We start from the raw sequence: 25331 nt of genomic DNA, 5'->3' as shown, positions 1-25331 counted from the left end.
AAATGCCTCGCTTGACTTCGGCAAGCCGTTCGGGTTGACTGAAACCAGAAAAGATCAATGATTGATATTTTTAACAACAAAGGTGTTGCATCATGTCGGTACCCCCGCGTGCCGTTCAGCTTAACGAAGCGAACGCGTTCCTTAAGGATCATCCTGAGGTTCTGTACGTAGACCTTCTAATTGCGGATATGAATGGTGTGGTGCGCGGCAAGCGCATCGAACGCACCAGCCTCCACAAGGTTTACGAGAAGGGCATTAACCTGCCTGCCTCTTTATTTGCCCTGGATATCAATGGCTCGACGGTGGAAAGCACCGGCCTGGGTCTGGACATCGGTGATGCTGACCGAATCTGTTATCCAATCCCCGACACCCTGTGCAATGAGCCCTGGCAAAAGCGCCCTACTGCGCAACTGCTGATGACCATGCACGAACTTGAAGGTGAACCTTTCTTCGCCGACCCGCGCGAAGTGCTCCGCCAGGTTGTAAGCAAGTTTGATGACCTCGGTCTGACCATCTGCGCCGCCTTCGAACTTGAGTTCTACCTGATCGACCAGGAGAACGTGAACGGCCGCCCTCAACCGCCCCGCTCGCCGATCTCCGGCAAACGCCCGCACTCGACACAGGTCTACCTGATCGACGACCTCGACGAATACGTCGACTGCCTCCAGGACATTCTGGAAGGCGCCAAGGAGCAAGGCATCCCGGCGGACGCCATCGTCAAGGAAAGTGCCCCCGCGCAGTTCGAAGTGAACCTGCACCACGTGGCTGACCCGATCAAGGCCTGCGACTACGCGGTACTGCTCAAGCGCCTGATCAAGAACATCGCCTACGACCATGAGATGGACACCACCTTCATGGCCAAGCCTTACCCAGGCCAGGCAGGCAACGGGCTGCACGTACACATCTCCATTCTGGACAAGGACGGCAAAAATATTTTTGCCAGCGAGGATCCCGAGCAGAACGCCGCATTGCGTCACGCGATCGGCGGTGTGCTGGAGACCCTGCCCGCCCAAATGGCGTTCCTGTGCCCCAACGTCAACTCCTACCGTCGTTTCGGCGCACAGTTCTATGTGCCGAACTCGCCGTGCTGGGGCCTGGACAACCGCACCGTGGCGATTCGCGTACCGACCGGCTCGTCCGATGCCGTGCGTATCGAACACCGCGTGGCCGGCGCCGATGCCAACCCTTACCTGCTGATGGCTTCGGTCCTGGCCGGCGTGCACCACGGTCTGACCAACAAGATCGAACCGGGCGCTCCGGTGGAAGGCAACAGCTACGAGCAGAACGAACAAAGCCTGCCGAACAACCTGCGCGATGCCTTGCGCGAGTTGGACGACAGCGAGGTGATGGCCAAGTACATCGATCCTAAATACATCGATATCTTTGTTGCCTGTAAGGAAAGTGAGCTGGAGGAGTTTGAACACTCCATTTCCGACCTTGAGTACAACTGGTACCTGCATACCGTGTAAGTGGTTGCGGCATTGAAGAAGCGCCATAGGCTTAGGGTCGGTGGCGCTTTTTTATGGGCTTATTCCGGGAGACCGAATTGGCCTCATCGGGAGCAAGCCCCCTCCCACATTTTGAATGTATTCACAGATCTAAATGTGGGAGGGGGCTTGCTCCCGATGGCGGTCTGGAAGACAACACACCTCCCTGCTCATACAATGCCCGCTGCCTTGTAGGAGACTTCCATGCCCACCCGTCCCGCCACTGCTCGCAAACCCCGCGCCCGCAGCCAGCCCCGGATCGATGCGATCCTTGAAGCCGCCCGCACCTTGCTGGCCGCCGAAGGCGTGGCCGGTTTGTCGATCTACAGCGTGGCCGAACGTGCGCAAATTCCGGCGTCGTCGGTGTATCACTTTTTCGCCGGAGTACCGGCGTTGCTGGAGGCGCTGACGGCGGATGTCCATACCGCCTTCCGCGCAGCAATCCAGGCGCCGATCGAGCATGATTCACTCAGGCATTGGCGCGACCTGTCGTGCATCGTCGAGCAGCGTATGCTCACCGTTTACAGCAACGACGCCGCCGCACGTCAGTTGATCCTGGCACAGCACGGGCTGACTGAAGTGACACAGGCCGACCGCCAGCACGATCTGGAATTGGGCGATTTGATGTTGGAAGTGTTCAACCGCCATTTCGAAGTGCCGAAGCTACCCGGCGATGTGGACGTGTTCGCCCTGGCGCTGGAGTTGAGCGACCGCGTGTATGCGCGCTCGGTGCATCAGCATGGGCTGATTACGCCACGCATGGCGGAGGAAGGGATGCGGGTGTTTGATGCCTATGTGGGGCTTTATTTGCCGGCCTACCTGCCCAAGCGCTGAAGACAGTGCTGTCTGGGCCGGGCTCATCGCAGCATGGGTATCTACACAACTTTTTGTAGCCACTGCCGACGCTAACCACGATGCGAAGCGAGCCGCTCTTGCTCTTGCTCTGCTTTTGATCTTGATCTTGATCTTAGGCGCCCCATCAAACCACGCTGGCCGGAATTCGACAGGGATTTGGGGGGTAAACCGGCAGGGATGCCGGTTTAGCCGCCCCGCGCCATGGATGGCGCGTGGCGGCGGCCCCCCAAATCCATGGCGGATTACGGGCACACCGAGCCTAGGCGAGGTGCCGAGTGGTGGGGCAAGAGCCCTTTGGTTACTTTGGGGCTCTTTTCCAAAGTGACCCGCTGTAAAAGCGGAACCAATAGCAGCCGTTACCCAAATAACGGATATGTACTCGATCAAAGCCCAACATCCTGGCCGGCTCTTAGGCCGCCATCGGGGGCAAGCCCCCTCCCACAGGTCCGGCGTCGCACCAAAGAGTTGTGTAGATACCTATGCTCATCGCAGGCAAGCCAGCTCCCACATTTGAATGCATTCACACATCACGATGTGGGAGCTGGTTTACCTGCGATAGCGGTCTCAAGGCCGACGCCAATCACAACTTGGCAATCGACACCTCAGTGGATTTCACAAAGGCAATCACTTCACTACCGATCACCAACTCCAGCTCTTTGACCGAGCGCGTGGTGATCACCGAAGTGACAATGCCGGACGCGGTCTGCACATCAATCTCCGACAGTACATCGCCCACCACGATTTCCTTGATGGTGCCTTTGAACTGGTTACGCACGTTAATGGCTTTAATAGTCATGATGTTTTTCCTGTGTGGATTATTGAGCCCAACGCAATTGCGTCGGCAACGGTGAAACGGGTTCGGGCTCCGGCGGTGAGCCAGGCAGCGACAGCACGCGGTTGAGCACCTGGGCTTCCAACGCGGCCAGGCGGTGCGAACCACGGGCCCGTGGGCGTGGCAGATCAACGGCGAGGTCGAGACCAATTTCGCCGTCTTCGATCAGAATCACACGGTCGGCAATCGCCACGGCTTCGCTGACGTCGTGAGTCACCAGCAACACGGTGAAACCGTGCTTGCGCCAGAGGTTTTCGATCAGTTGCTGCATCTCGATACGGGTCAAAGCGTCCAGTGCGCCCAGAGGCTCGTCGAGCAGCAACAGGCGCGGTTGGTGGATCAAGGCCCGCGCCAGGGCCACGCGCTGTTTCTGGCCACCGGACAAGGCTGCCGGCCAGTCATTGGCGCGCTCGGCCAGGCCCACCGCTTCCAGCGCCTCCAGCGCCCTGGGGCGCCAGTTGCCCGCAAGACCAAGGCCGACGTTGTCGATGATCTTTTTCCACGGCAACAAACGCGCTTCCTGGAACATCAACCGCGTGTCTTCAATCGCCTCGTGCAGCGGCGCAGCGCCAGCCAGCAGCTCGCCACCACTGGCCTTATCCAGCCCCGCGAGCAGGCGCAACAAAGTACTTTTGCCGCAGCCGCTGCGACCGACCACGGCCACGAATTGACCGGCCGGAACATGCAGGTCGATGTCCTTGAGCACTTCGCGAGTGCCGAAAGATTTGCGCAACTTGCGCACCGCCAGGGGAATACCCTTGAGCAGGCGCGGGGGCTGTTGAGCCGTCATGCCGCACCTCCCTTGACTTGATACGCCGGGTGCCAGCGCAGCCATACCCGTTCCAGGCCACGCGCTGCCAGGTCGGCGAGTTTGCCGAGGATCGCGTACATCACGATGGCCAGCACCACCACGTCGGTTTGCAGGAATTCACGGGCATTCATCGCCAGGTAGCCGATACCGGAACTGGCCGAGATGGTTTCCGCCACGATCAGCGTCAGCCACATGAAGCCCAGGGCAAAGCGCACACCCACCAGGATCGACGGCAGCGCGCCGGGCAGGATGACTTGCCAGAACAGGCTGAACCCCGACAGGCCATAGCTGCGCGACATTTCCACCAGCGCCGGGTCGACGTTGCGGATGCCGTGATAGGTGTTCAGGTAGATCGGGAACAAGGTGCCGAGGGCCACCAGGAAAATCTTCGCGGTCTCGTCAATGCCGAACCACAGGATCACCAACGGAATCAGCGCCAGGTGCGGCACGTTGCGGATCATCTGTACCGAGCTGTCCAGCAGGCGCTCGCCCCACTTGGACAAACCGGTGATAAAACCCAGGGCCAGGCCGATGCTGCCCCCAATCACAAAGCCCAGGCCTGCACGCCAGCCGCTGATGGCCAGGTGCGTCCAGATTTCACCGCTGACCACCAGGTTTACACCCGCTTCGATCACCGCACTGGGCGCCGGCAAAATGCGCGTCGACAACCACCCCGCTGACACCGACAACTGCCACACCGCCAGCAACAAGATCGGCAGCACCCAGGGCGCCACGCGATGGCTGAGTTTTTCAAAGTCCATAACGGCGCCTCAACTCTGCGACGCAGCTTTGGGAAGGATGTCGTTGGCGACCATCTCGCCAAACGGGCTGACGTAACCGGCGCTTTTGGGCAGTTCAGGACGTTCGATATCCAGGTGCGGAAACAACAGTTCGGCGACTCGATACGACTCTTCCAGGTGGGGATAACCGGAGAAGATGAAGGTGTCGATGCCCAGGTCCGCGTACTCCTTGACCCGCGCCGCCACCGTCGGGCCATCGCCGACCAGCGCGGTGCCTGCACCGCCTCGTACCAGGCCGACGCCGGCCCAGAGGTTGGGGCTGACTTCCAGGTTGTCACGGCTGCCGCCATGCAGGGCGGCCATACGTTGCTGGCCGACCGAATCGAAACGCGCCAGGGACGCCTGGGCGCGAGCGATGGTGTCGTCGTCCAGGTGGGAGATCAATTTATCGGCGGCCTTCCAGGCTTCTTCGTTGGTCTCGCGCACGATCACGTGCAGGCGAATGCCGAAGCGCAGGGTACGTCCGAGTTTCGCGGCCTTGGCACGCACTTGCGCAATTTTCTCCGCCACCGCGGCCGGTGGCTCGCCCCAGGTCAGGACCATTTCCACCTGTTCGGCCGCCAGGTCCTGGGCCGCCTCGGAAGAACCACCGAAGTACAGCGGCGGACGTGGTTGCTGGATCGGCGGGTAGAGCAACTTGGCGCCCTTGACGCTGATGTGCTCGCCGTCGTAATCCACAGTTTCGCCTTCGAGCACTCGGCGCCAGATGCGCGTGAACTCCACCGAGGCCTGATAGCGTTCTTCGTGGCTGAGGAACAAGCCATCGCCAGCCAACTCTTCCGGGTCACCGCCAGTCACCAGGTTGAACAACGCACGGCCACCGGACAGGCGGTCCAGGGTTGCGGCCTGACGTGCGGCCACCGTCGGCGAAATGATCCCGGGTCGCAGCGCGACCAGAAACTTCAAGCGCTGAGTCACTGGAATCAGCGAGGCGGCCACCAGCCAGGAGTCTTCGCAAGAACGTCCGGTAGGGATCAACACCCCACCGAAACCCAGACGGTCGGCGGCCTGGGCCACTTGTTGCAGGTAACCGTGATCGACGGCGCGAGCGCCTTCAGCGGTGCCCAGGTAATGGCCGTCGCCGTGGGTAGGCAGGAACCAGAAAATATTAAGGCTCATGGAGTTGTCTCCTGAAGAAATCGAGTTACGGCGCTTTGGCAACCGCGGCGGGTGGCGTCCAGATCACGTCCTTGATGCTCAAGGGTTTGGGGATCAATTTGAGCTGGTAGAAGCTGTCGGCGATTTTCTGTTGGGCGGCGACCACTTCCGGGGTCAGGAACAGCGCACCGTAGCCTTGGCGTTTTACCGAGGTCAGGGTGATATCGGCAGGCAAGCCCAGCAGTGGCGCCACTTGTTCGGTGACTTCCTGCGGGTTGGCCTTGGACCACTCGCCCACCGCGCGCACTTCTTCTACCAGCGCTCTGATCACTTCAGGGTGCTGTTCGGCGTAGGGTTTGGTGGCCAGGTAGAACTGGTGGTTGTCGGCAATGCCGGTGCCGTCGCGCAGGGTGCGCGCTTGCAATTGTTTCTCGGCGGCGGCCTGGTACGGGTCCCAGATCACCCAGGCATCCACGCTGCCGCGCTCGAAGGCGGCACGCGCATCGGCAGGCGGCAGGAATACGGTTTTCACGTCGGTGTAGTTGAGGCCAGCATCTTCCAGCGCACGCACCAGCAGGTAATGCACGTTGGAGCCTTTGTTGAGCACGATCTTTTTGCCTTTGAGCTCAGCCACCGATTTGATCGGCGAGTCCTTGGGCACCAGGATCGCTTCACTGGTGGGCGCTGGCGGTTCGTAGGCGACGTAAAGCAGATCCGCGCCAGCCGCCTGGGCAAACACCGGCGGGGTTTCACCGGTGACGCCAAAGTCGACGGAGCCGACATTCAGGCCCTCAAGCAATTGCGGGCCCCCCGGGAACTCGGTCCACTGCACCTGCACGCCCTGGGCGGCCAGGCGTTTTTCCAGCGTGCCTTTGGCTTTGAGCAGCACCAGGGTGCCGTATTTTTGATAACCGATCCGCAGCGTCTCGGCGGCTTGGGCTTGAACAATGGCGCCGAAGGACACAGCCGCAGCAAACAGTGCGACCAGACCACGACGCAAGATGACAGTGCGCATGGCGCTCTCTCCATAGTTGCGATTAGGGTTTTGGCTGCACCTGCTTGGCCGTTGGCGGCTGAGTAAGGTGAGTGCTTCTCGATTTGCGGGTAAGGCTCAGATGCTCCAGCGAGCACTCAACAAACGTTCATTCAATACATCCGGGTCCAGCGGTTTCGGGCGTCGGGCCATGGCGCTGTAGAGCTGCTCCAGGGCTTCGTGCAGGCGTTTCTCAAGCACCGGCACCAACTGCGCCTGGGCACTGCCTTCGCCATAAGCGATCTGGCTGTCTTCGGCGAAAATGCCGTGGAGCAGTTCCTGGGCTTTGAGGGCAGACAGCACCGGCTTCAAGGCGTAGTCCACCGCCAGCATGTGGGCGATGCTGCCGCCGGTAGCCATCGGCAATACCACCTTATGGGCCAGGGCGCGTTCGGGCAGCAGGTCCAGTACGGTTTTCAGCGCGCCGGAGAACGATGCTTTGTATACCGGAGTGGCGATCACCAGGCCATCGGCATTGGCCACCTGTTGCAGCAGGTCGATGACCTTGGGGCTGTCGAACCGTGCGTGCAGCAAGTCTTCAGCCGGGAAGTCGCGTATCTGGTAACTCACCACTTCCACGCCCTGCTGTTGCAGCCACTGACGGGTTTTATCCAGCAACACCCCGGAGCGCGAACGCTGGCTGGGGCTGCCTCCAAGTGTTACGACCAGCATGTAGGTAATTCCTTGAGCAAGTGTCGGCGGTTCGCTGTGCGGCGATGGCGCCAAGATGGAACAGACCTTAGCAGTAGATTTATATATCTATAAATCTTATTTATTCATTTGTTTATTCCATAAACACATAAGCACTTCACCAACCCCCAGGCGAAAAAAAAGGCCGTGAAAACGGCCTGAAAACCCCTGCTGTGTGAGACGGTTTGCAACTTGATGCCTTTGCTGTTCATGAGGCCGCCATCGCGGGCAAGCCCGGCTCCCACTGGGGAATGCGGTCAACTGTGGGAGCCGGGCTTGCCCGCGATGGCGATATCCGCCTTAACGATTGGGTTGTGGCGTAAGGCGCAGGTACGGCTTCACCGCGCGATAGCCCTTGGGAAAGCGTTTCTTGATCTCTTCCTCGTCCTTGAGCGACGGCACGATTACCACTTCATCCCCATCCTGCCAGTTGGCCGGCGTCGCCACCTTGTGGTTGTCGGTCAGTTGCAGCGAGTCGATCACCCGCAGGATTTCATGGAAGTTGCGCCCGGTGCTGGCCGGGTAGGTGATGGTCAGGCGGATCTTCTTGTTCGGGTCGATTACGAACAAGGAGCGCACGGTGAGGGTGTCACTGGCGTTGGGATGGATCAGGTCGTAGAGGTCCGAGACCTTGCGGTCGGCGTCGGCCAGGATCGGGAAGTTGACCACGGTGTTCTGGGTCTCGTTGATGTCTTCGATCCACTTGTGATGCGAGTCCACCGGGTCTACCGACAGGGCGATGGCCTTGACGCCACGCTTGGCGAATTCGTCCTTGAGCTTGGCGGTGAAACCCAGCTCGGTGGTGCACACCGGGGTGAAGTCCGCCGGATGAGAAAACAGTACACCCCAGCTGTCGCCCAGCCATTCGTGGAAACGAATCTTGCCGGCGCTGGAATCCTGTTCGAAGTCGGGGGCGATGTCGCCCAGTCTTAGGCTCATGATGTGGCTCCTGATGAGTGCTTATGGAGCCCACTGTGCATGGATTTGAAATTATTTAAAAAGAATAAATATCGATTTATCTAGACGATAAAGGAATATTAAAAATGTGTTCATTGGACTTGGCCACACGCGACGATCAACATTGTTTTCAAGGTTCGAGAAGGCCTTGAGTCGCTGTAACAAAGAGGGGTTCAGGAAGGGCTTGCGGGGGTTGAGCCCGACTTGAAAAAGCAACACACCTTGCCCGGCATTGCGCCGGGCAAGGTTTTACAGTCTTACAACAGCGGGATCGAGTAGCTGACGATCAAGCGGTTTTCGTCCTGGTTACGCGCGCTGGCGATATCGCTGCGCCACATAGCGTTTTTCCACGCCACGCCGACGTTTTTCAGCGGACCTTCCGGTACGACGTAGGCAACAGTGATGTCACGTTCCCACTCGGACTGGCCGGTGAACTCGGTACGGTTGCTGGAGACGGTGTCGATATGGTCACCCTTCAGGTAAACCACACCAGCGGTCAGACCAGGTACACCCACCTTGGCGAAGTCGTAGGAGTAGCGAGCTTGCCAGGTACGCTCGCCGGCACGGGCGAACTTCTGGATCTGCATGTCGGTGGTGATGTAAGCCGACGAGCCGTCACCCTGGTTCAGCCAAGGGAAGTCGCTGCTGCCGTTGCTGACCTGGTAACCGCCACCGAAGGTGTGGCCGGCAACCGAGTACAGGAACAGGCCGCTGTACAGGTTGTTGTCGACTTTGCCACGACCGGAGTTGACGCCACCGTAGTTGCCTGTGGAGAAGTAGGCGGACTGGTTGCCGTTGTTACCATCGTCGGAGCTGTTGAAGTAACGCAGATCAGACTTCAGCACGCCAGGACCGATAGCCCAGTTGTGGGTCAGGCCCAGGAAGTGTTGCTTGTAGAAATCTTCCAGGTTGCCGTAGTAGTACTGAGCGGTCAGATCCTTGGTGATCTTGTAGTCGCCACCGGCGTAGTAGAACTTGTTGCTCGAACGCCAGTTCGCGCCGCGGCTGTTGGCGCCGGAGATGGACAGGCTTTCGTTGTTGCTGGAGTTACGGCCCTTGGCTTTTTCGATCTGGCCGGCAACCAGGGTCAGGTCCTTGATGTCGCTGGAGGTGATCTGACCACCCTGGAAGGTTTGCGGCAGCATACGACCATCGTTGGTCACGATGACCGGCAGCTTGGGCTGCAAGGTACCCAGCTTCAATTCGGTCTGGGAGATCTTGGCTTTGGCGGTCAGGCCCAGGCTGGAGTAGTTATCAACGGCTTCGCCATTGGACTTGCTCGGGAAGACGGTGCCGCCATACGAGCTGGCAGTCGCGCCGTTGGTGCCGCCGCCGGAATCCAGGCGAACACCCAGCAGGCCGATAGCGTCAAGACCGAAGCCAACGGTGCCTTGGGTGTAACCGGAGATGAAACGCAGATCGAAGCCTTGGCCCCATTCTTCGTTACGGCTCGGATTGGCCGTGCCTTCGCGGTTATCGGTGTTGATGTAGAAGTTACGCAGGCCCAGTGTGGCCTTGCTGTCTTCGATGAAACCGGCAGCGCCTGCTTGCTGGGCGATTGCGCCCAAAGCTACAGCCACAGCCAAGGTGGACTTCTTCATGTACCGCTCCTCTCATTTCTAATTTTTGTATTTCTTTGGTCCCGGGTCTGACGCCCTGGATCCACAGATGCGCGATTAGCGCCAGATAGTGACTAGCAAGTCAATCGTAACCTTGTGTGTCTACTACCTTCGTCTAATCGCAGTTGATTTGGTCCCTGCAGGGTAATGAGTTTTTCATACACCCAAAAAGAATTGTTTCATTCTTTTTCATACTATTCGGGAATAAGCAGATGCGTGAAGCGGGCTTGTCGACTAAGACGAACCGCTCCATAAGCTAATTCCTAAAGGGTATTTACCAGTGCTTTTTTAGATCGATTAGTGTGCCCGTACGGTTGCATACGTCACTCACGATCAAAAAGGCGACGCCATCATGGCCAAACGCACATCCTCCCGTCAATTTGTTACAGTTTTTGTATCGGCATTACTTTCTTTTGGTGTCAGCGCGGCGGATTTGACGGTCGGCTACCAGACTGGCATCGATCCCAGCAAAGTCCCCCAGGCCGAAGGCCTGTACGAGAAGGCGATCGGCGAAAAGATCAATTGGCGCCGGTTCAACAGTGGCCCGGAAGTGGTCACGGCCATTGCCTCAGGCGATGTGCAGATCGGTAACCTGGGTTCCAGCCCGCTCGCCGCAGCGGCGTCCCGCAACCTGCCAATCGTGGCGTTTATCGTATCGGCACAGATCAACGCTTCTGAAGCCCTGGTGGTGCGTAACGGCAGCGGCATCGATAAACCCGAAGACTTGATCGGCAAAACCATCGCCACACCGTTCGTCTCGACCTCTCATTACAGCCTGCTCGGTGCGCTGAAGCACTGGGGGCTCGACACCCGGCAAGTCAAGGTGGTGAACCTGCAACCGGCCGAAATCGCCGCTGCGTGGAAACGCGGCGATATTGATGGAGCTTTTGTGTGGTCGCCAGCCCTGGGCGAAATCCGCAAGACCGGCAAAACCCTCACAGACGCGGCGCAGGTGGGCCAATGGGGCGCGCCGACGTTTGAGGTGTGGGTGGCGCGCAAGGATTTTGCGCAAACACATCCTGACGTGGTGGCCAAGTTCGCCAAGGTCACCCTGGATGCCTTTGCCGACTATGCCGCCCACAAAGACAGCTGGACGGTGGGCTCGGAACCGGTGCAGAAAATCGCCAAATTGACAGGTTCAAATGCCGACGACATTCCGGAACTGTTGGCCGGTACGACGTTTCCGGATGCACAGGCACAGCAAACCGCTGCGTTGCTCAAGGGCGGCACGGCGAAGGCGATTGGTGAGACGGCGAAGTTCTTGAAAGAACAGGGGAAGGTGGAGACGGTGCTGCCGGATTATTCGGCCTATGTGACCGACAAATTCATCACACAATAAATACAGTCTTCGGTGGGAGCTGGCTTGCCTGCGATGCCAGCAACTCGGTCGTTCAGATAAACCGAGGCGCTGCTATCGCAGGCAAGCCAGCTCCCACACAGAGCCGTACTCTTTTACAGGGCCTTTTCGAAGATCTTGGAGTTACGCTGATAGTTGTACAGCGACGCCCGCGCCGACGGCAGGCGGTCAACGCTGCTTGGCACAAAGCCGCGCTCACGGAACCAGTGGGCCGTGCGCGTGGTAAGCACGAACAAGGTCTTCAACCCCTGTGCTCGCGCACGGGTCTGGATGCGTTCAAGCAACACGTCGCCGCGCGCGCCGTGACGGTACTCCGGGTTCACCGCCAGGCACGCCAGCTCCCCTGCATCCGAATCGGCGATCTGATACAGCGCTGCGCACGCGATGATCATGCCTTCGCGCTCGACCACGCTGAACTGTTCAATCTCGCGCTCCAGCACTTCCCGCGAACGACGCACCAGAATGCCCTGCTCTTCCAGCGGGCTGATCAGGTCCAGCAAACCGCCGACGTCTTCAATTGCCGCTTCGCGTACCAGTTCGAATTGCTCCTGGGCCACCAGCGTTCCGCCGCCGTCGCGGGTAAACAGCTCAGTGAGCAAGGCGCCGTCTTCGGCATAGCTGACGATATGACTACGCCCTACTCCACCCCGACAGGCTTCGGCAGCGGCATCGAGCAGCTCGGCCTGATAGTTGCTGCCCAAGCGCTGCAAGTGAGCGGGCACTTGTTGTGGACGCAACTCACGCACCAGACGGCCGTTTTCGTCGATCAGACCGGGATCGGCGCCAAACAGCAGCAATTTGTCGGCACCCAGGTCGATGGCGGCGCGGGTGGCGACGTCTTCGCAGGCCAGGTTGAAAATTTCACCGGTGGGCGAGTAGCCCAGCGGCGACAGCAGCACGATAGAGCGCTCGTCCAGCAGGCGGTTGATGCCCTTGCGGTCGACCCGGCGGACTTCGCCGGTGTGGTGATAGTCAACACCCTCAAGCACACCAATCGGCCGCGCCGTCACCAGGTTGCCGCTGGCCACGCGCAGGCGTGAGCCCTGCATGGGCGATGAAGCCATGTCCATGGACAGGCGCGCTTCGATGGCGATACGCAGATGGCCGACCGCGTCGATCACGCACTCCAGCGTCGCCGCATCGGTGATGCGCAAGCCTTCGTGGTAGGCCGGGGTCAGGCCGCGTGCTTCAAGACGGGTTTCAATCTGCGGACGCGAACCGTGCACCAGCACCAGCCGCACACCCAGGCTGTGGAGCAGCACCAGGTCGTGGACGATATTGCCGAAGTTGGGATGCTCCACACCATCGCCGGGCAGCATGACCACAAAGGTGCAGTCGCGGTGGGCGTTGATGTAGGGCGAAGCGTGACGAAGCCAATTAACGTATTCGGGCATAACACCTGGGCCTGTAATAAAAAGCAGCCAAAAAAGGATCAATCGTGAAAGCGCACAGCGGGCTGATGGTTATCGTCGGAACAGGCTTGGCGACACGCTCGCTCTCCTTATGTACGAATGGGCAGGGGTTAATTTATGCAGGTTTCAGGCAGTAATGTTCGATCAGTTCCCGCAATAGACGCACTGTAGGCGTCAAGCGTGACATTTCGAGGTATTCCCCCGGCTGGTGAGCACAGGCGATATCGCCAGGGCCGAGCACCAGGGTTTCGCAACCAAGGCGCTGAAGATAAGGCGCTTCGGTGCCGAACGCCACTGCTTCGGCACGATGGCCGGTTAAACGTTCCGCCACCCGCACCAACTCGGCGTCCTCGGGCTGCTCGAACGGCGGCACTTCGGGGAATAGCGGCGCGTAGTCGATCTTGACCTTATGCCGCTCGGCCAAGGGTTCGAGCTTCTGCCGGATCGCCGCACGCAGTACTTCTGGGTCCATGCCGGGCAAGGGCCGCAGGTCGAACTCCAGGGAGCACTGGCCACAGATGCGGTTGGGGTTGTCGCCGCCATGGATACAGCCGAAGTTCATGGTCGGCTGCGGCACGCTGAATTGCGCGTTGCGGTACTCGCGCTGCCAGGCCAGGCGCAGGCCGCGCAGTTCGCCGATGGCATCGTGCATGGCTTCAAGGGCACTGTGGCCCAGGCTCGGGTCCGACGAATGGCCGCTGCGACCCAGAATATCGATGCGTTCCATCATCACGCCTTTGTGCAGGCGAATCGGCTTGAGCCCGGTCGGCTCGCCGATCACCGCTGCGCGACCCAGCGGGCGCCCCGCTTCGGCCAGCGCACGCGCGCCGGACATGGAGCTTTCTTCATCACAGGTGGCAAGTATCAACAGCGGTTGCTTGAACGGCTGATCCAGCAGCGGCAACACGGCTTCGATGGCCAGGGCGAAAAAGCCTTTCATGTCGCAGCTGCCCAGTCCTACCCAGCGGCCGTCGACCTCCGTCAGCTTGAGCGGATCGGTCTTCCACAGTGCGGCGTCATAGGGGACTGTATCGCTATGACCTGCCAGCACCAGGCCACCGGGGCCGCTGCCGAAACTGGCCAGCAGGTTGAACTTGCCGGGGCTGACTTGTTGGATATCGATGGCAAAGCCCAGGTCACCCAGCCAAGTGGCGAGCAGGTCGATCACCGGGCGGTTGCTCTGGTCGAGAGACGCCTGGGTGCAGCTCACCGACGGCGCGGCGATCAAGGCGGCGAACTGCTCTTTCATGGACGGTAACGGCATGCGCGGTCTCCCAACTTCCCGGATGAACCTCACTATAGAGGCATCTGCCCAACACAATAAACCGTTGCGGCACGTTGCCGGGCTCAGTCCTGTACACTGCACGGCCTTGGCAGCCACACTTTTCCCCGGCTGCGCTCCCGATCCTGGATTTTCCGGCCATGCAGAAAGAAACCGAAATCAAGCTACGCGTCAGCCGCGAAACACTCGTTGCGCTGCGCGAGCACCCGTTACTGAAAAAACGCAACAAAAGTGGCTGGGAACGCCGTGAGTTGATGAATCAGTACTTCGACACCCCAGAGCGCGACCTGGCCCAGGCCAAGGTTGCCCTGCGCCTGCGCAAGGACGGTGACGACATCATTCAGACCCTCAAGACCCGCGGCCAAAGCGTCGCCGGCTTGTCGGAACGCAACGAGTACAACTGGGACTTGCCCAAAGCCAAGCTCGATGTGAAGAAACTCGACGGCGAGTGCTGGCCCGAGCAACTGGCCGAGTTGGACAAAAAGACCCTCAAGCCGATCTTCACCACCGACTTCGTGCGTGAACGCGCCGAAATCGCCTGGGGTCGTGGCAAGGCCAAGGTGGTGATCGAAGCCGCCCTGGACCTGGGCCATGTGGTGGTCGGTAAGCAGAAGGAAGAAATCTGCGAGCTGGAACTGGAGTTGCGCGAAGGCGAACCCGCCGCCCTGCTGGAGCTGGCCGCCGAACTGGCCGCGACCCTGGCGCTGATGCCATGCGATATCAGCAAGGCCGAGCGCGGTTACCGCCTGTATGACGCGAGCAGCTACTCCTTGAGCCTGCCGGCCCCGCAGATCCACGCTGAAATGCCGCTGGACGACGCCTTCGCCGCAATCATGTGGCACCTGTTGGGTAGCAGCCAGCGTCTGGCCGAGCAATACCGTTTCAACGGCCACTGGCGCTTGCTGCAGGACTGGGTCGAGAACCTGGGTGAGTTGCGCGCCCTGATCGGCAGCCTCGGCCAGGCCGCGCCGCGCCAATCCACCAGCGAACTGCGCAGTGCCCTGGACGCGTTGCTGGAAGACTGGCGCCCGCTGGTCCAGGCCGGTGACGACGATGAGGACATTCGCAAAGCCGCGCCGGAGCAGTTCATCGAAGAATTGCAAGACGTACGCTGGGGCCTGTTCTCTCTGAACACCTCGCGCTGGCTGCTGGCCCGCACTTGGACCGCCGAGCGTAATGTGCGCGGTAACCGCCAGGGCGCCGCGCAAATCACCAACTGGCTGCCACGCCTGTTGGCCGACGACGCCGTCTCCCTGCAACTGCAGCGCTACCAGCAACAGCCGGAAGACCTCGCCGAGCAACTGCCGCGTATCGAACGCATCCAGGCCTGGCTGCACCATGCGCGCCATGTGGTGGACATTGCAGAACTGGACCGTTTGTACGGCGAGCTGAACAAGCTGGCGCACCTGGCTAACCAGCCGATCACCGATGAATCGCTGGATGCACGTATGCATCAGGCGATTGCGGTGTATCAGAACCGGGCCTGGAAGACCCTGCTGCGCCTGTAATATCGCTATCGCGGGCAAGCCCGCTCCCACATTTGCTGTGGGAGCGGGCTTGCCCGCGATGAGGCCCTCCCTGTCAGCGCAATACTGGCAGGCTGGTGGTGGACTTGATCTCCGACAACGCCACGATCGAGTTGACCTCCTGGATCCCGGGCACCATCGATAATTTCTCGAAGAAAAACCGCTCATACGCCTCAATGTCCGACGTGACGATGCGCAGCAGAAAGTCCACCGCCCCCATCAGCACATAACACTCCAATACCTCAGGAAACCCTCGAATCGCTTCGGTGAATTCCGTGAAGTTGGAGCGGCCGTGGGCGTTGAGTTTGACCTCGGCGAAAATCTGCGTGTTGAGCCCGATTTTCTTGCGCTCCAGCAAGGTGACCTGGCCACGGATTACTCCCTCTTCCTTGAGCCGCTGAATGCGTCGCCAGCATGGAGATTGCGACAGGCCGACCTGCTCGGCGATCTGTGCGCTGGAGAGCGAGGCGTCCTCTTGCAACAGGGCCAGAATGCGGCGGTCGTAGACGTCCAACTCGCTATGCATAGAAATACCTGTTTAGGTGCATTTTTTGACTTATCTTATTCGATATAGCGCGAATCACGGCCATCTTAGATAAGAAATCTCCGCAGGCGAATGTAAAAATTCCTCCAGCCGATTTTGGAGAGTCAGTATGCACGCCGTCGAAACCGCCCACCCTGCCACCCGCGTCGATGCGTGGGCCGTCAACAACGCACACTGCCAAGCGCACTATCGGATCGCCGCCGAGGCTGAACCTGACGTGCTGTGCCGGGTGCTGAACTACTTTGCGCTACAGTTCCTGACGCCCGCCCACATCAATGTGAGCCGGGACAACGACCTGCTGAATATCGATATTGTGATCGACGGCCTGAGCTGGCACCGCGCCCAGGTCATCGGTGAAAAGATTCGAAACCTTATCAGTGTCTGCGACCTGGAGCTGTGGCCGGCTGATGCCGAGCGGCCTCCGACACTGGCGGCAACGGTGCGGTAAAAAACTGCAATACACCTAAAGAGGCGGATTCCAAAGGGCTGACTAGCCTGGGATTACATCCCGAGACGCCAGGAAACCTGCATGACCCCCGCCGCCCCCGACCGCCCCTTGGAACTGCATCAATTATTGCCGACACTGATTGAGCAAGGGCTGCTCACCGCGCAGGCGGCACAAGGCATTCAGGCAGTGCCTTGCACTCAGCATCCCCTGGAATGCATCGCGGCCCAAGGCCCTTGCCTTGAAATCTTGACCCAATGGCTGGCCCGGCATGTCGACCAGCCTTACCTGCGCATCGACCCGTTGAAGATCGACGTGGCGAGTGTGGTGCCGTTGATGTCCCATGCCTTCGCCCAGCGCCACGGCATTCTTGCGGTCGCCGTGGATGCGCAAAGCGTCACGATCGCCAGCGCCCAGCCGCATATCTGCGCCTGGGAAGCCGGGCTCGCTCAAGTGCTCAAACGCACAATCAAGCGCGTGGTGGCAAACCCCCGGGATATCCAACGCTGCCTCAACGAGTTTTACCGCCTGGCCAGGTCAGTCAGTGGCGCCGATCAGAAAATGGCGGTCCCCGGCAACGTCGAACTGCTCAGCCTCGGGAGCAGCGACAAGGAGCCCGACGCCAATGACGCGCATATCGTCAATATCGTCGACTGGCTGTTGCAGTACGCCTTTGCCCAGCGGGCCAGCGATATTCATATCGAACCCTGCCGCGATCAGGGCCGCGTGCGTTTTCGCATCGACGGGCTGTTGCATGACGTTTATCAGTTTCCGCCCCAGGTCACCACCGCCGTAGTCAGCCGCTTGAAAAGTCTCGGGCGAATGAATGTGGCCGAGAAACGCAAACCCCAGGATGGGCGCGTCAAGACCAGGAACCCGGCGGGCGCCGAAGTGGAATTACGCCTTTCGACCCTGCCGACGGCGTTCGGCGAAAAACTGGTGATGCGGATTTTTGACCCTCAGGTGCTGCTCAAGGACTTCGACCAGTTGGGCTTGTCGAGCGCCGATCAGCAGCGCTGGCACGCCATGACTCAGCAAGCCAACGGCATCATCCTGGTCACCGGCCCGACCGGTTCGGGCAAGACCAGCACCCTCTACACCACCCTCAAGCAACTGGCGACCCGAGAGGTCAACCTGTGCACGGTGGAAGACCCGATTGAAATGGTCGAGCCGGCCTTTAATCAAATGCAGGTCCAACACAATATCGACCTCACCTTTGCCAGCGGCGTTCGCGCCCTGCTGCGCCAAGACCCCGACATCATCATGATCGGCGAAATCCGTGACCAGGAAACCGCCGAGATGGCCATACAGGCCGCACTGACCGGGCACCTGGTGTTCTCGACCCTGCATACCAACGATGCGCCCAGCGCCATCAGCCGACTGCAGGAACTTGGTATCGCTCATTATTTGATCAAGGCGACGCTCATAGGCGTCATGGCGCAGCGTTTGGTGAGGGTTCTGTGCGCCCACTGCAAGCGTCCGACGGATATAGAGGACATCGGCAGCTACGAGGCCGTCGGGTGCCTGGAGTGCCGTGACAGCGGCTATCGAGGCCGCGCCGGGCTCTATGAAATCATGCCGATGGACCCAGCGCTCAAGGCGCTGGTGACTCCCGGTACGGACATACAGGCGCTACGCCGTGGGGCGCTCGCGCACGGCATGACCAGCTTGCGCATGGCCGGCATCGATAAAGTGAAAGCCGGCCTGACCACGCTGACGGAAATATTACGGGTCACGCCTGGGGATTCAGAAACAAATCCTTTGTTTGTCGGGCCATGAAACCGTCCTTATCGGTGACCAGACCGTTACAATCGGCCCAACGTCGTTCACTGACATCTTCAGATAAGGAATCGCTATGCAGATCGGAACCGTACTGCTTCTTTTCGTGGGTTTGGCTATCGCCATCCTGTTCATGGGTTTCAAAGTGGTGCCCCAGGGCTACCAATGGACCGTAGAACGTTTCGGCCGCTACACCAACACCCTCAAGCCCGGCCTGAACATCATCATCCCGGTCATGGACCGCATCGGTCGCAAGATCAATGTGATGGAAAGCGTGCTGGATATTCCGCCCCAGGAAGTCATCACTGCCGACAACGCCACCGTGCAGATCGATGCCGTGTGCTTCTTCCAGGTGGTCAACACGGCCCAGGCGGCCTACGAGGTCAACAACCTCGAACACGCCATTCGCAACCTGCTGCAAACCAATATCCGTACCGTCCTGGGCTCCATGGAGCTCGATGCAATGCTCAGCCAGCGTGACGGCATCAACGAAAAGCTGTTGCGCACCGTGGATGAAGCCACCGCACCGTGGGGCATCAAGATCACCCGTATCGAGATCAAGGACATCAGCCCGCCCGCCGACCTGATGGCAGCCATGTCCGGCCAGATGAAAGCTGAGCGGATCAAGCGTGCACAAATTCTTGAAGCCGAGGGCCTGCGTGCGTCAGCGATCCTGACCGCCGAAGGCAAGAAGCAGGCGCAGATTCTCGAAGCCGAAGGTAGCCGTCAGGCCGCGTTCCTGGAATCCGAAGCGCGTGAGCGTCAGGCCGAAGCCGAAGCTCGGGCGACACAAGTGGTGTCCGAAGCCATCGCGTCGGGCAATGTGCAGGCGGTCAACTACTTCGTCGCGCAAAAATACATCGACGCCCTGGGCAAGCTGGCCTCGGCCAACAACAGCAAGGTCATCCTGATGCCGCTGGAAGCCAGCCAGGTGATTGGCGCCGTGGGCGGTATCGGCGAAATCGTCAAGGCCACTTTCGGCAACCAGAAAGGCTGAGGCCATCACCATGTGGGACTTTCTGCTGAATTTATCGTTCTGGGACTGGTTGGCGCTGGGCACCGTACTGTTGATTCTTGAGGTATTCGGTGCTGGCGGTTACCTGCTGTGGATGGGTATCGCTGCGGCCGCAGTGGGGGTGATCAAGTTCCTGGTCCCACCGCTCGTGCTGGAGTGGCAACTGCTGCTGTTCGCCATGCTGTCGATCCTGACAGCCGTGTATTGGTGGAAGCGCCAACGCAGCAGCGCCAAGGCCAGCGATCAACCGGGCCTGAACGAGCGAGGCTCCGAATTGATCGGGCGCACCTTCATGGTGCATCAGGCGATTGTGGATGGCCGGGGCAAGATTAAAGTCGGAGATGGCGTGTGGATGGTCACCGGCGCCGATGCCCCAGCAGGCGCTCAAGTACGCGTGGTTGGTCAAGATGGGGTGATTTTAAAGATTGAAACTGTTTAGTCAGTGATGGAACTGGATCGACTTAACTACAATCAAAACGTACAGATAACCCACCGGAGTCACCCATCATGCGTCTTAAATATGCTGTCGCCACCCTCGCTGTGCTTTCCCTACCTGTCGGCTCAGCCATGGCCGATAGCTTCTGGCGTAATGTCATCTCGTCGGGCGCCACCACCGGCTCGACTTACCTGACGTTCAAGGACCACAAGTTGGTAGTCGCCGCCCAGGACGACGCCGGCAGCTTCGTCGCCAGCGAGGGCGGCATCCGCGGCCCGTACCTGGAAGCGGCTATGCAGAAGGTCCGCGCCGACAACCCTGGCCTTCAGGCCACCGACATGGAACTGGCTAACGCCATCCTGGCCAAAAATGCTGTAACCGAGTAACCGCCGCACCGATAAAAATGCCGCTTTTTCAAGCGTAATGCCGTTCAGTTAAGGCTTTTTGTAGGAGCGAGCTTGCTCGCGAAAAACTCACAAGCGCCGTGTTCAATCAGGATGCACGCGTTATCGTTGACGTTTTTCGCGAGCAAGCTCGCTCCTACAGAGGGCGATACACGCTTAACTGAACGGCATTCCGCTTTTTCAAGCGGCATTTTTTTGCCTGCCCTATGACGAATCGTTCATAAGCGACAGGCTATATTCAGTCTCGCCGTGCAACGATGCGGTACTGATACGTTTAACACCCATCGCCTATCTTGAACGGATGCCTTCTTCGTCATGAGCCAACAGCCTTTCCTGCCGTTTTCCAAACCGACCATTGATGAAGCCACCATCTCGGCAGTCGGCGATGTCCTGCGTTCCGGCTGGATCACCAGCGGGCCAAAAGTGCAGGCGTTCGAGGCGCAGTTGTCGGAATACTTTGGTGGGCGGCCGGTGCGCACCTTCAACTCGGGCACTTGCACCATGGAGATCGCCTTGCGCATCGCCGGTATCGGGCCTGGGGATGAAGTCATTACTACACCGATTTCCTGGGTCGCCACCGCCAACGTCATTCTCGAAGTCGGTGCTACTCCAGTGTTTGCCGATATCGACCCGGCAACCCGTAACATAGACCTGGCCCAGGTTGAGGCGGCAATCACACCGCGTACCAAAGCGATCATTCCGGTCTATCTGGCGGGCCTGCCCTTGGACATGCCAATGCTTTACGCGCTGGCCAACAAGTACAACCTGCGCATCGTCGAAGACGCCGCGCAAGCGCTGGGCTCCAGCTGGGACGGGGAACGCATCGGGGCAACCGGCGACTTCGTGTCGTTCAGCTTCCAGGCAAACAAGAACATCACCTCGTCCGAGGGTGGCTGCCTTGTATTGAATAATGCCGAGGAAGCCCGCCTGGCAGAGAAGTATCGCTTGCAGGGCGTAACCCGGACCGGTTTCGATGGCCTGGATGTGGATGTGCTGGGCGGCAAGTTCAACATGACCGACATCGCTGCCGCCATTGGCCTGGGGCAGTTTGCGCATATCGAAAAGATCACTGCCCACCGCCAGAACCTGGCACGGCACTACTTCAAGTGCTTTGGCAACGACTTCGAAGAGCAGTATGGCGCGCAACTGCCGCCGGCGGACTTTGAGAACAGCAACTGGCACCTGTTCCAACTGGTGCTGCCGGAACGCCAGGACGGCTTGCCTGCTCGCGCAACGTTCATGGAACAGATGCAGGCCCACGGCGTTGGCATTGGCTATCACTACCCTCCGATCCACTTGCTGAGCCTGTATCGGGCACAGGGTTTCAAGGAAGGCATGTTCCCGGTGGCGGAGCGTGTTGGGCGATTGATCGTGTCGTTGCCGATGTTCACGGCAATGACAGAGGCGGATGTGGAGCGGGCTGTAGCGGCGGTTAAAGCGGTACTGGAAAAAGACTGAACACAACCAGCAGGCACACCCCAATCAACTGTGGGAGCTGGCTTGCCTGCGATGCAGGCACCTCGGTGTATCGGTGACACACGGGTGATCCAATCGCAGGCAAGCCAGCTCCCACATTGATGTGTGCTGTTGCAGCTATTGCGTTTAGTCGCCGATGGCGGCTTTGTAGCCGGCGGCATCCAGCAGTTTGTCCAGTTCAGCCTTGTTGCTTGGCTTGAGCTTAAAGATCCAGGCGCCGTAAGGGTCGGAGTTCAGCAGCTCAGGGCTGCCACTCAGCTCTTCGTTGACGGCAATCACTTCGCCGGCAATCGGTGAGTAGATATCCGAAGCTGCCTTGACCGACTCCACCACCCCCGCCTGATCTTCAGCGGCAAACACCTTGCCCACTTCAGTCAGTTCAACAAACACCACATCACCCAAAGCTTCCTGTGCATGGTCGGAGATCCCGACGGTCACAGTGCCATCAGCTTCCAGACGGGCCCATTCGTGACTTTCGGCAAAACGCAGGTCGGCAGGGATATTGCTCATAGTCTGTGTCCTCAAGAAGAAATGTCAGCGGCCATTGGCCTGCCGGAAATAGTTAGATCAAGGTTTTGCCATGGCGTACGAAGGTCGGCTTGACCACTCGAACCGGGTACCACTTGCCGCGGATTTCCACTTCGGCCCGGTCGGCAGTCGCCGCCGGTACGCGCGCCAGGGCAATGGATTTGCTCAGCGTAGGCGAGAAACTACCACTGGTGATCTCTCCTTCGCCAACATTGGCGATACGAACCACCTGATGAGCGCGTAAAACCCCACGCTCTTCCAGCACCAGCCCGACCAATTTGAACTGCACACCGGCCGCCTTTTCCGCTTCCAGCGCGGCACGACCGATGAAATTGCGCCCGGCAGGTTCCCAGGCGATGCTCCAGGCCATATTGGCCGCCAGGGGCGATACTTGCTGATGGATATCCTGGCCGTACAGGTTCATGCCGGCCTCCAGGCGCAAGGTATCGCGGGCGCCGAGGCCGATGGGAGAAATACCGGCTCCTACAAGATCGTTGAAAAACCCCGGTGCCTGATCAGCGGGCAGCACAATCTCCAGGCCGTCTTCACCGGTGTAGCCGGTACGGGCGATAAACCAGTCGCCGTCGGCGTGGCCTTCGAACGGCTTGAGCTGGTGGATCAGGTTGCCACGGGACTGGGTCACCAGTTCGGCGATTTTATGCCGGGCGTGGGGGCCCTGGATGGCGAGCATGGCCAACTCGGACCGCTCATGCAGCTGCACCTGGTAATCGCCCAGTTGCGCCTGCATCCAGGCCATATCCTGATCGCGGGTGGCGGCATTGACCACCAACCGGTAAGCGGTTTCGGTGCGGTAGACGATCATGTCGTCCACCACCCCGCCCTGCTCGTTGAGCATGGCGCTGTACAGCGCACGGCCGCAGCCGTGCAATCGATCGACGTCATTGGCCAGCAGGTGCTGAAGCCATTCCTTGGCCTGAGGGCCGGTGACATCGATTACGGTCATATGAGATACATCAAACACCCCGCAGTCGCGCCGCACCTGATGGTGTTCTTCAACCTGCGAGCCGTAATGCAAAGGCATATCCCAACCGCCAAAATCGACCATTTTCGCGCCGAGGGCGAGATGCAGGTCATACAAAGGCGTACGCTGTCCCATGGGTTTCTCCTTCCGGGCTTGGCGAAGGTGCGCAGAGCTGCCACTTGCGCCGAACACCTTGATTTACAAGGCCCGCAGCCACATACAGCAGGTCGATCCGAAAGACGGAGCGCACCGAATGCCGCGCATTGTAGCCTCAAGCCGTAGGACTGGCACCTAACCGATTTGTCGGGCAGAGCGACGAATCAGCCCGATGACCGGTAACAGCCCGACCAGCACCAGGGTCAGCGCCGGCAAAGAAGCCCGCGCCCATTCGCCTTCACTGGTCATTTCAAAGATGCGGACCGCCAGGGTGTCCCAGCCAAAGGGGCGCATCAGCAACGTCGCGGGCATTTCCTTGAGCACATCCACAAACACCAGCAACGCCGCGCTCAAGGTGCCGGGCAACAACAACGGCAGATACACTTTGCAAAACAGTCGTGGACCGCTCACCCCCAGGCTGCGTGCAGCTTCGGGCAATGACGGGCGAATGCGCGCCAGGCTGTTTTCCAACGGCCCATAGGCCACCGCCACGAACCGCACCAGATAAGCCAGCACCAGTGCCGACAGGCTGCCCAGCAGCAAGGGCTTGCCCGCGCCTCCCAGCCAGCCGGACACCGGCACCACCAGCTCGCGGTCCAGGTAGCTGAACGCCAGCATGATCGACACCGCCAGCACCGAGCCCGGCAAGGCATAACCGACATTGGCCAGGCTGATGCCGGAGCGAATCGCCCGGGTCGGCGCCAGGCGGTTGGCAAAGGCCAGGATCATTGCCACGCTGACCGTAATCAGCGCGGCGATACCGCCCAGGTAGAGGGTGTGGATGATCAGGCCCGTGTAGCGCTCATCCAGGTCGAAGCGCCCGCGTTGCCAGAACCAGGCCACCAGTTGCAGCATCGGGATCACAAATGCACAAGCGAATACCAGGCCGCACCAAGCGCTGGCCGCCACGGCCTTCAGCCCACGCAAGTGGTACAACGCCTTGCCGCGCGGGCGCTCATTGCTCGGTCGGCTGGCACCGCGCGCACGCCGCTCGCCATACAGCACCAGCATCACCACCAGCAGCAACAGGCTGGCCAGTTGAGCGGCGCTGGAAAGACTGAAAAAGCCGTACCAGGTTTTGTAGATAGCCGTGGTGAAGGTGTCGAAGTTGAACACCGAGACGGCGCCGAAATCCGCCAGGGTCTCCATCAACGCAAGGGCCACACCGGCACCAATCGCTGGCCGCGCCATCGGCAACGCCACGCGCCAGAACGCTTGCCAGGGCGATTGCCCCAACACCCGCGCCGCCTCCATCAAACCCTTGCCCTGAGCCAGAAACGCAGAACGTGCCAGCAGGTAGACATAGGGATAGAACACCAGCACCAACACGATGACTACGCCGCTGGTGGAGCGCACCCGCGGCAACCGCAGCCCTGTGCCAAACCATTCGCGCAGCAGGGTTTGCACGGGACCGGCAAAATCCAGCAGGCCCACAAATACAAAGGCCAGCACATAGGCTGGAATCGCAAAGGGCAGCATCAAGGCCCAATCAAGCCAGCGCCGCCCGGGGAATTCGCAAAGACTGGTCAGCCAGGCCAGGCTCACACCCAGCAGCGTCACGCCGATACCGACGCCAAGTACCAGGGTCAGGGTATTGCCCAGCAAGCGCGGCATCTGGGTGTCCCAGAGGTGGGACCAGATCTGGTGGTCGATGCTTTGCCAGGACAACAGCAGCACACTCAGCGGCAACAACACCAAGGCGGCGACGGAGAAGACCGGCAGGTACCAGCGGCGTTGGGCGGGGTGGGCCAAGGGAAGCTCTCTATGCACAGACTATTGGAGACAAACACAAAACAATGTGGGAGGG

Annotated in this window: 24 protein-coding genes; 10 read left to right on the top strand and 14 right to left on the bottom strand. The window is 59.8% G+C overall.

What is annotated here, in order from left to right; translation table 11 throughout:
* Positions 1–92 precede the first annotated feature (92 nt).
* On the top strand, positions 93–1469 hold the full coding sequence (locus TX23_RS10215) for a glutamine synthetase family protein (protein ID WP_003213894.1): 1377 nt from the start codon (positions 93–95) through the stop codon (positions 1467–1469).
* Positions 1470–1691: 222 nt separating this feature from the next.
* The gene (locus tag TX23_RS10210; protein WP_057702065.1) at positions 1692–2321 is read left to right on the top strand and encodes a TetR/AcrR family transcriptional regulator; all 630 of its coding nucleotides are present in this window, start codon (positions 1692–1694) and stop codon (positions 2319–2321) included.
* Positions 2322–2922: 601 nt separating this feature from the next.
* On the opposite strand, the gene TX23_RS10205 is transcribed toward TX23_RS10210, so the two are convergent.
* From TX23_RS10205 to TX23_RS10170, 8 genes are all read right to left on the bottom strand, one after another.
* Positions 2923–3138 carry a TOBE domain-containing protein gene (locus TX23_RS10205; RefSeq protein WP_003176783.1) on the bottom strand — a complete coding sequence of 72 codons (216 nt, stop codon included), beginning with the start codon at positions 3136–3138 and terminating at the stop codon, positions 2923–2925.
* Positions 3139–3157: 19 nt separating this feature from the next.
* Positions 3158–3964, bottom strand: coding sequence for an aliphatic sulfonates ABC transporter ATP-binding protein (gene ssuB / locus TX23_RS10200; protein ID WP_057702064.1), 807 nt, complete (start codon positions 3962–3964; stop codon positions 3158–3160).
* Positions 3961–4746: an aliphatic sulfonate ABC transporter permease SsuC gene (ssuC, locus tag TX23_RS10195; RefSeq protein WP_057702063.1), complete on the bottom strand. Its 786-nt coding sequence runs from the start codon at positions 4744–4746 to the stop codon at positions 3961–3963. The genes ssuB and ssuC overlap by 4 nt, the downstream gene beginning before the upstream one ends.
* Before the next feature lie 9 nt (positions 4747–4755).
* A complete protein-coding gene (gene ssuD / locus TX23_RS10190; RefSeq protein WP_057702062.1) occupies positions 4756–5904 on the bottom strand; it encodes an FMNH2-dependent alkanesulfonate monooxygenase in 1149 nt (382 codons plus the stop codon).
* Positions 5905–5929: 25 nt separating this feature from the next.
* The gene (locus TX23_RS10185) at positions 5930–6898 is read right to left on the bottom strand and encodes a sulfonate ABC transporter substrate-binding protein (RefSeq protein WP_057702061.1); all 969 of its coding nucleotides are present in this window, start codon (positions 6896–6898) and stop codon (positions 5930–5932) included.
* A 96-nt stretch (positions 6899–6994) separates the two neighbouring features.
* Positions 6995–7588, bottom strand: coding sequence for an NADPH-dependent FMN reductase (gene ssuE, locus TX23_RS10180; RefSeq protein WP_057702060.1), 594 nt, complete (start codon positions 7586–7588; stop codon positions 6995–6997).
* 318 nt (positions 7589–7906) lie between these two features.
* Positions 7907–8545, bottom strand: a complete 639-nt coding sequence (locus tag TX23_RS10175; RefSeq protein ID WP_003195267.1) for a peroxiredoxin — start codon at positions 8543–8545, stop codon at positions 7907–7909.
* 275 nt (positions 8546–8820) lie between these two features.
* Positions 8821–10164 carry an OprD family porin gene (locus TX23_RS10170; protein ID WP_057702059.1) on the bottom strand — a complete coding sequence of 448 codons (1344 nt, stop codon included), beginning with the start codon at positions 10162–10164 and terminating at the stop codon, positions 8821–8823.
* 370 nt (positions 10165–10534) lie between these two features.
* Here TX23_RS10170 and tauA point away from each other — a divergent pair, with 370 nt between their 5' ends.
* Positions 10535–11521, top strand: a complete 987-nt coding sequence (gene tauA, locus TX23_RS10165; protein WP_057702058.1) for a taurine ABC transporter substrate-binding protein — start codon at positions 10535–10537, stop codon at positions 11519–11521.
* Between the two features lie 113 nt (positions 11522–11634).
* Here the strand turns inward: tauA and argA are convergent, their stop codons facing one another.
* Together argA and argE are read right to left on the bottom strand one after the other, a co-directional pair.
* Positions 11635–12933: an amino-acid N-acetyltransferase gene (gene argA / locus TX23_RS10160; protein WP_005792368.1), complete on the bottom strand. Its 1299-nt coding sequence runs from the start codon at positions 12931–12933 to the stop codon at positions 11635–11637.
* Positions 12934–13066: 133 nt separating this feature from the next.
* The gene (gene argE, locus TX23_RS10155) at positions 13067–14215 is read right to left on the bottom strand and encodes an acetylornithine deacetylase (RefSeq protein ID WP_057702057.1); all 1149 of its coding nucleotides are present in this window, start codon (positions 14213–14215) and stop codon (positions 13067–13069) included.
* A 158-nt stretch (positions 14216–14373) separates the two neighbouring features.
* Here argE and TX23_RS10150 point away from each other — a divergent pair, with 158 nt between their 5' ends.
* Positions 14374–15741 carry a CYTH domain-containing protein gene (locus TX23_RS10150; RefSeq protein WP_057702056.1) on the top strand — a complete coding sequence of 456 codons (1368 nt, stop codon included), beginning with the start codon at positions 14374–14376 and terminating at the stop codon, positions 15739–15741.
* 73 nt (positions 15742–15814) lie between these two features.
* Here the strand turns inward: TX23_RS10150 and TX23_RS10145 are convergent, their stop codons facing one another.
* On the bottom strand, positions 15815–16285 hold the full coding sequence (locus TX23_RS10145; protein WP_057702055.1) for an Lrp/AsnC family transcriptional regulator: 471 nt from the start codon (positions 16283–16285) through the stop codon (positions 15815–15817).
* A 127-nt stretch (positions 16286–16412) separates the two neighbouring features.
* Between TX23_RS10145 and TX23_RS10140 the strand changes: the two genes are divergently transcribed.
* The 6 genes from TX23_RS10140 (at position 16413) to TX23_RS10115 (ending at position 21840) form a co-directional block, all read left to right on the top strand.
* Positions 16413–16751 carry a hypothetical protein gene (locus tag TX23_RS10140; RefSeq protein WP_057702054.1) on the top strand — a complete coding sequence of 113 codons (339 nt, stop codon included), beginning with the start codon at positions 16413–16415 and terminating at the stop codon, positions 16749–16751.
* Between the two features lie 81 nt (positions 16752–16832).
* Complete coding sequence (locus tag TX23_RS10135; RefSeq protein WP_057702053.1) at positions 16833–18527, top strand: GspE/PulE family protein; 1695 nt, start codon at positions 16833–16835, stop codon at positions 18525–18527.
* A gap of 76 nt (positions 18528–18603) precedes the next feature.
* Positions 18604–19524, top strand: coding sequence for an SPFH domain-containing protein (locus TX23_RS10130; RefSeq protein ID WP_003195285.1), 921 nt, complete (start codon positions 18604–18606; stop codon positions 19522–19524).
* A gap of 10 nt (positions 19525–19534) precedes the next feature.
* Positions 19535–19981, top strand: a complete 447-nt coding sequence (locus TX23_RS10125) for an NfeD family protein (RefSeq protein WP_057702052.1) — start codon at positions 19535–19537, stop codon at positions 19979–19981.
* 68 nt (positions 19982–20049) lie between these two features.
* Positions 20050–20364: a DUF2388 domain-containing protein gene (locus TX23_RS10120; protein ID WP_057702051.1), complete on the top strand. Its 315-nt coding sequence runs from the start codon at positions 20050–20052 to the stop codon at positions 20362–20364.
* Positions 20365–20697: 333 nt separating this feature from the next.
* Complete coding sequence (locus tag TX23_RS10115) at positions 20698–21840, top strand: DegT/DnrJ/EryC1/StrS family aminotransferase (RefSeq protein WP_057702050.1); 1143 nt, start codon at positions 20698–20700, stop codon at positions 21838–21840.
* A 144-nt stretch (positions 21841–21984) separates the two neighbouring features.
* Here the strand turns inward: TX23_RS10115 and gcvH are convergent, their stop codons facing one another.
* The 3 genes from gcvH to TX23_RS10100 all read right to left on the bottom strand — a co-directional run bounded on the left by gcvH (position 21985) and on the right by TX23_RS10100 (position 25276).
* Complete coding sequence (gene gcvH / locus TX23_RS10110; RefSeq protein WP_057702049.1) at positions 21985–22368, bottom strand: glycine cleavage system protein GcvH; 384 nt, start codon at positions 22366–22368, stop codon at positions 21985–21987.
* A 52-nt stretch (positions 22369–22420) separates the two neighbouring features.
* Positions 22421–23503 carry a glycine cleavage system aminomethyltransferase GcvT gene (gene gcvT, locus TX23_RS10105; protein ID WP_057702048.1) on the bottom strand — a complete coding sequence of 361 codons (1083 nt, stop codon included), beginning with the start codon at positions 23501–23503 and terminating at the stop codon, positions 22421–22423.
* A gap of 156 nt (positions 23504–23659) precedes the next feature.
* Positions 23660–25276 carry an ABC transporter permease gene (locus TX23_RS10100; RefSeq protein WP_057702047.1) on the bottom strand — a complete coding sequence of 539 codons (1617 nt, stop codon included), beginning with the start codon at positions 25274–25276 and terminating at the stop codon, positions 23660–23662.
* Positions 25277–25331: the final 55 nt, after the last annotated feature.

Source organism: Pseudomonas paralactis (genome assembly GCF_001439735.1).
GTDB lineage: Bacteria > Pseudomonadota > Gammaproteobacteria > Pseudomonadales > Pseudomonadaceae > Aquipseudomonas > Aquipseudomonas paralactis.
The sequence above is the reverse complement of the archived record's forward strand: the minus strand, read 5'-3'. Positions and strand labels throughout refer to the sequence as shown.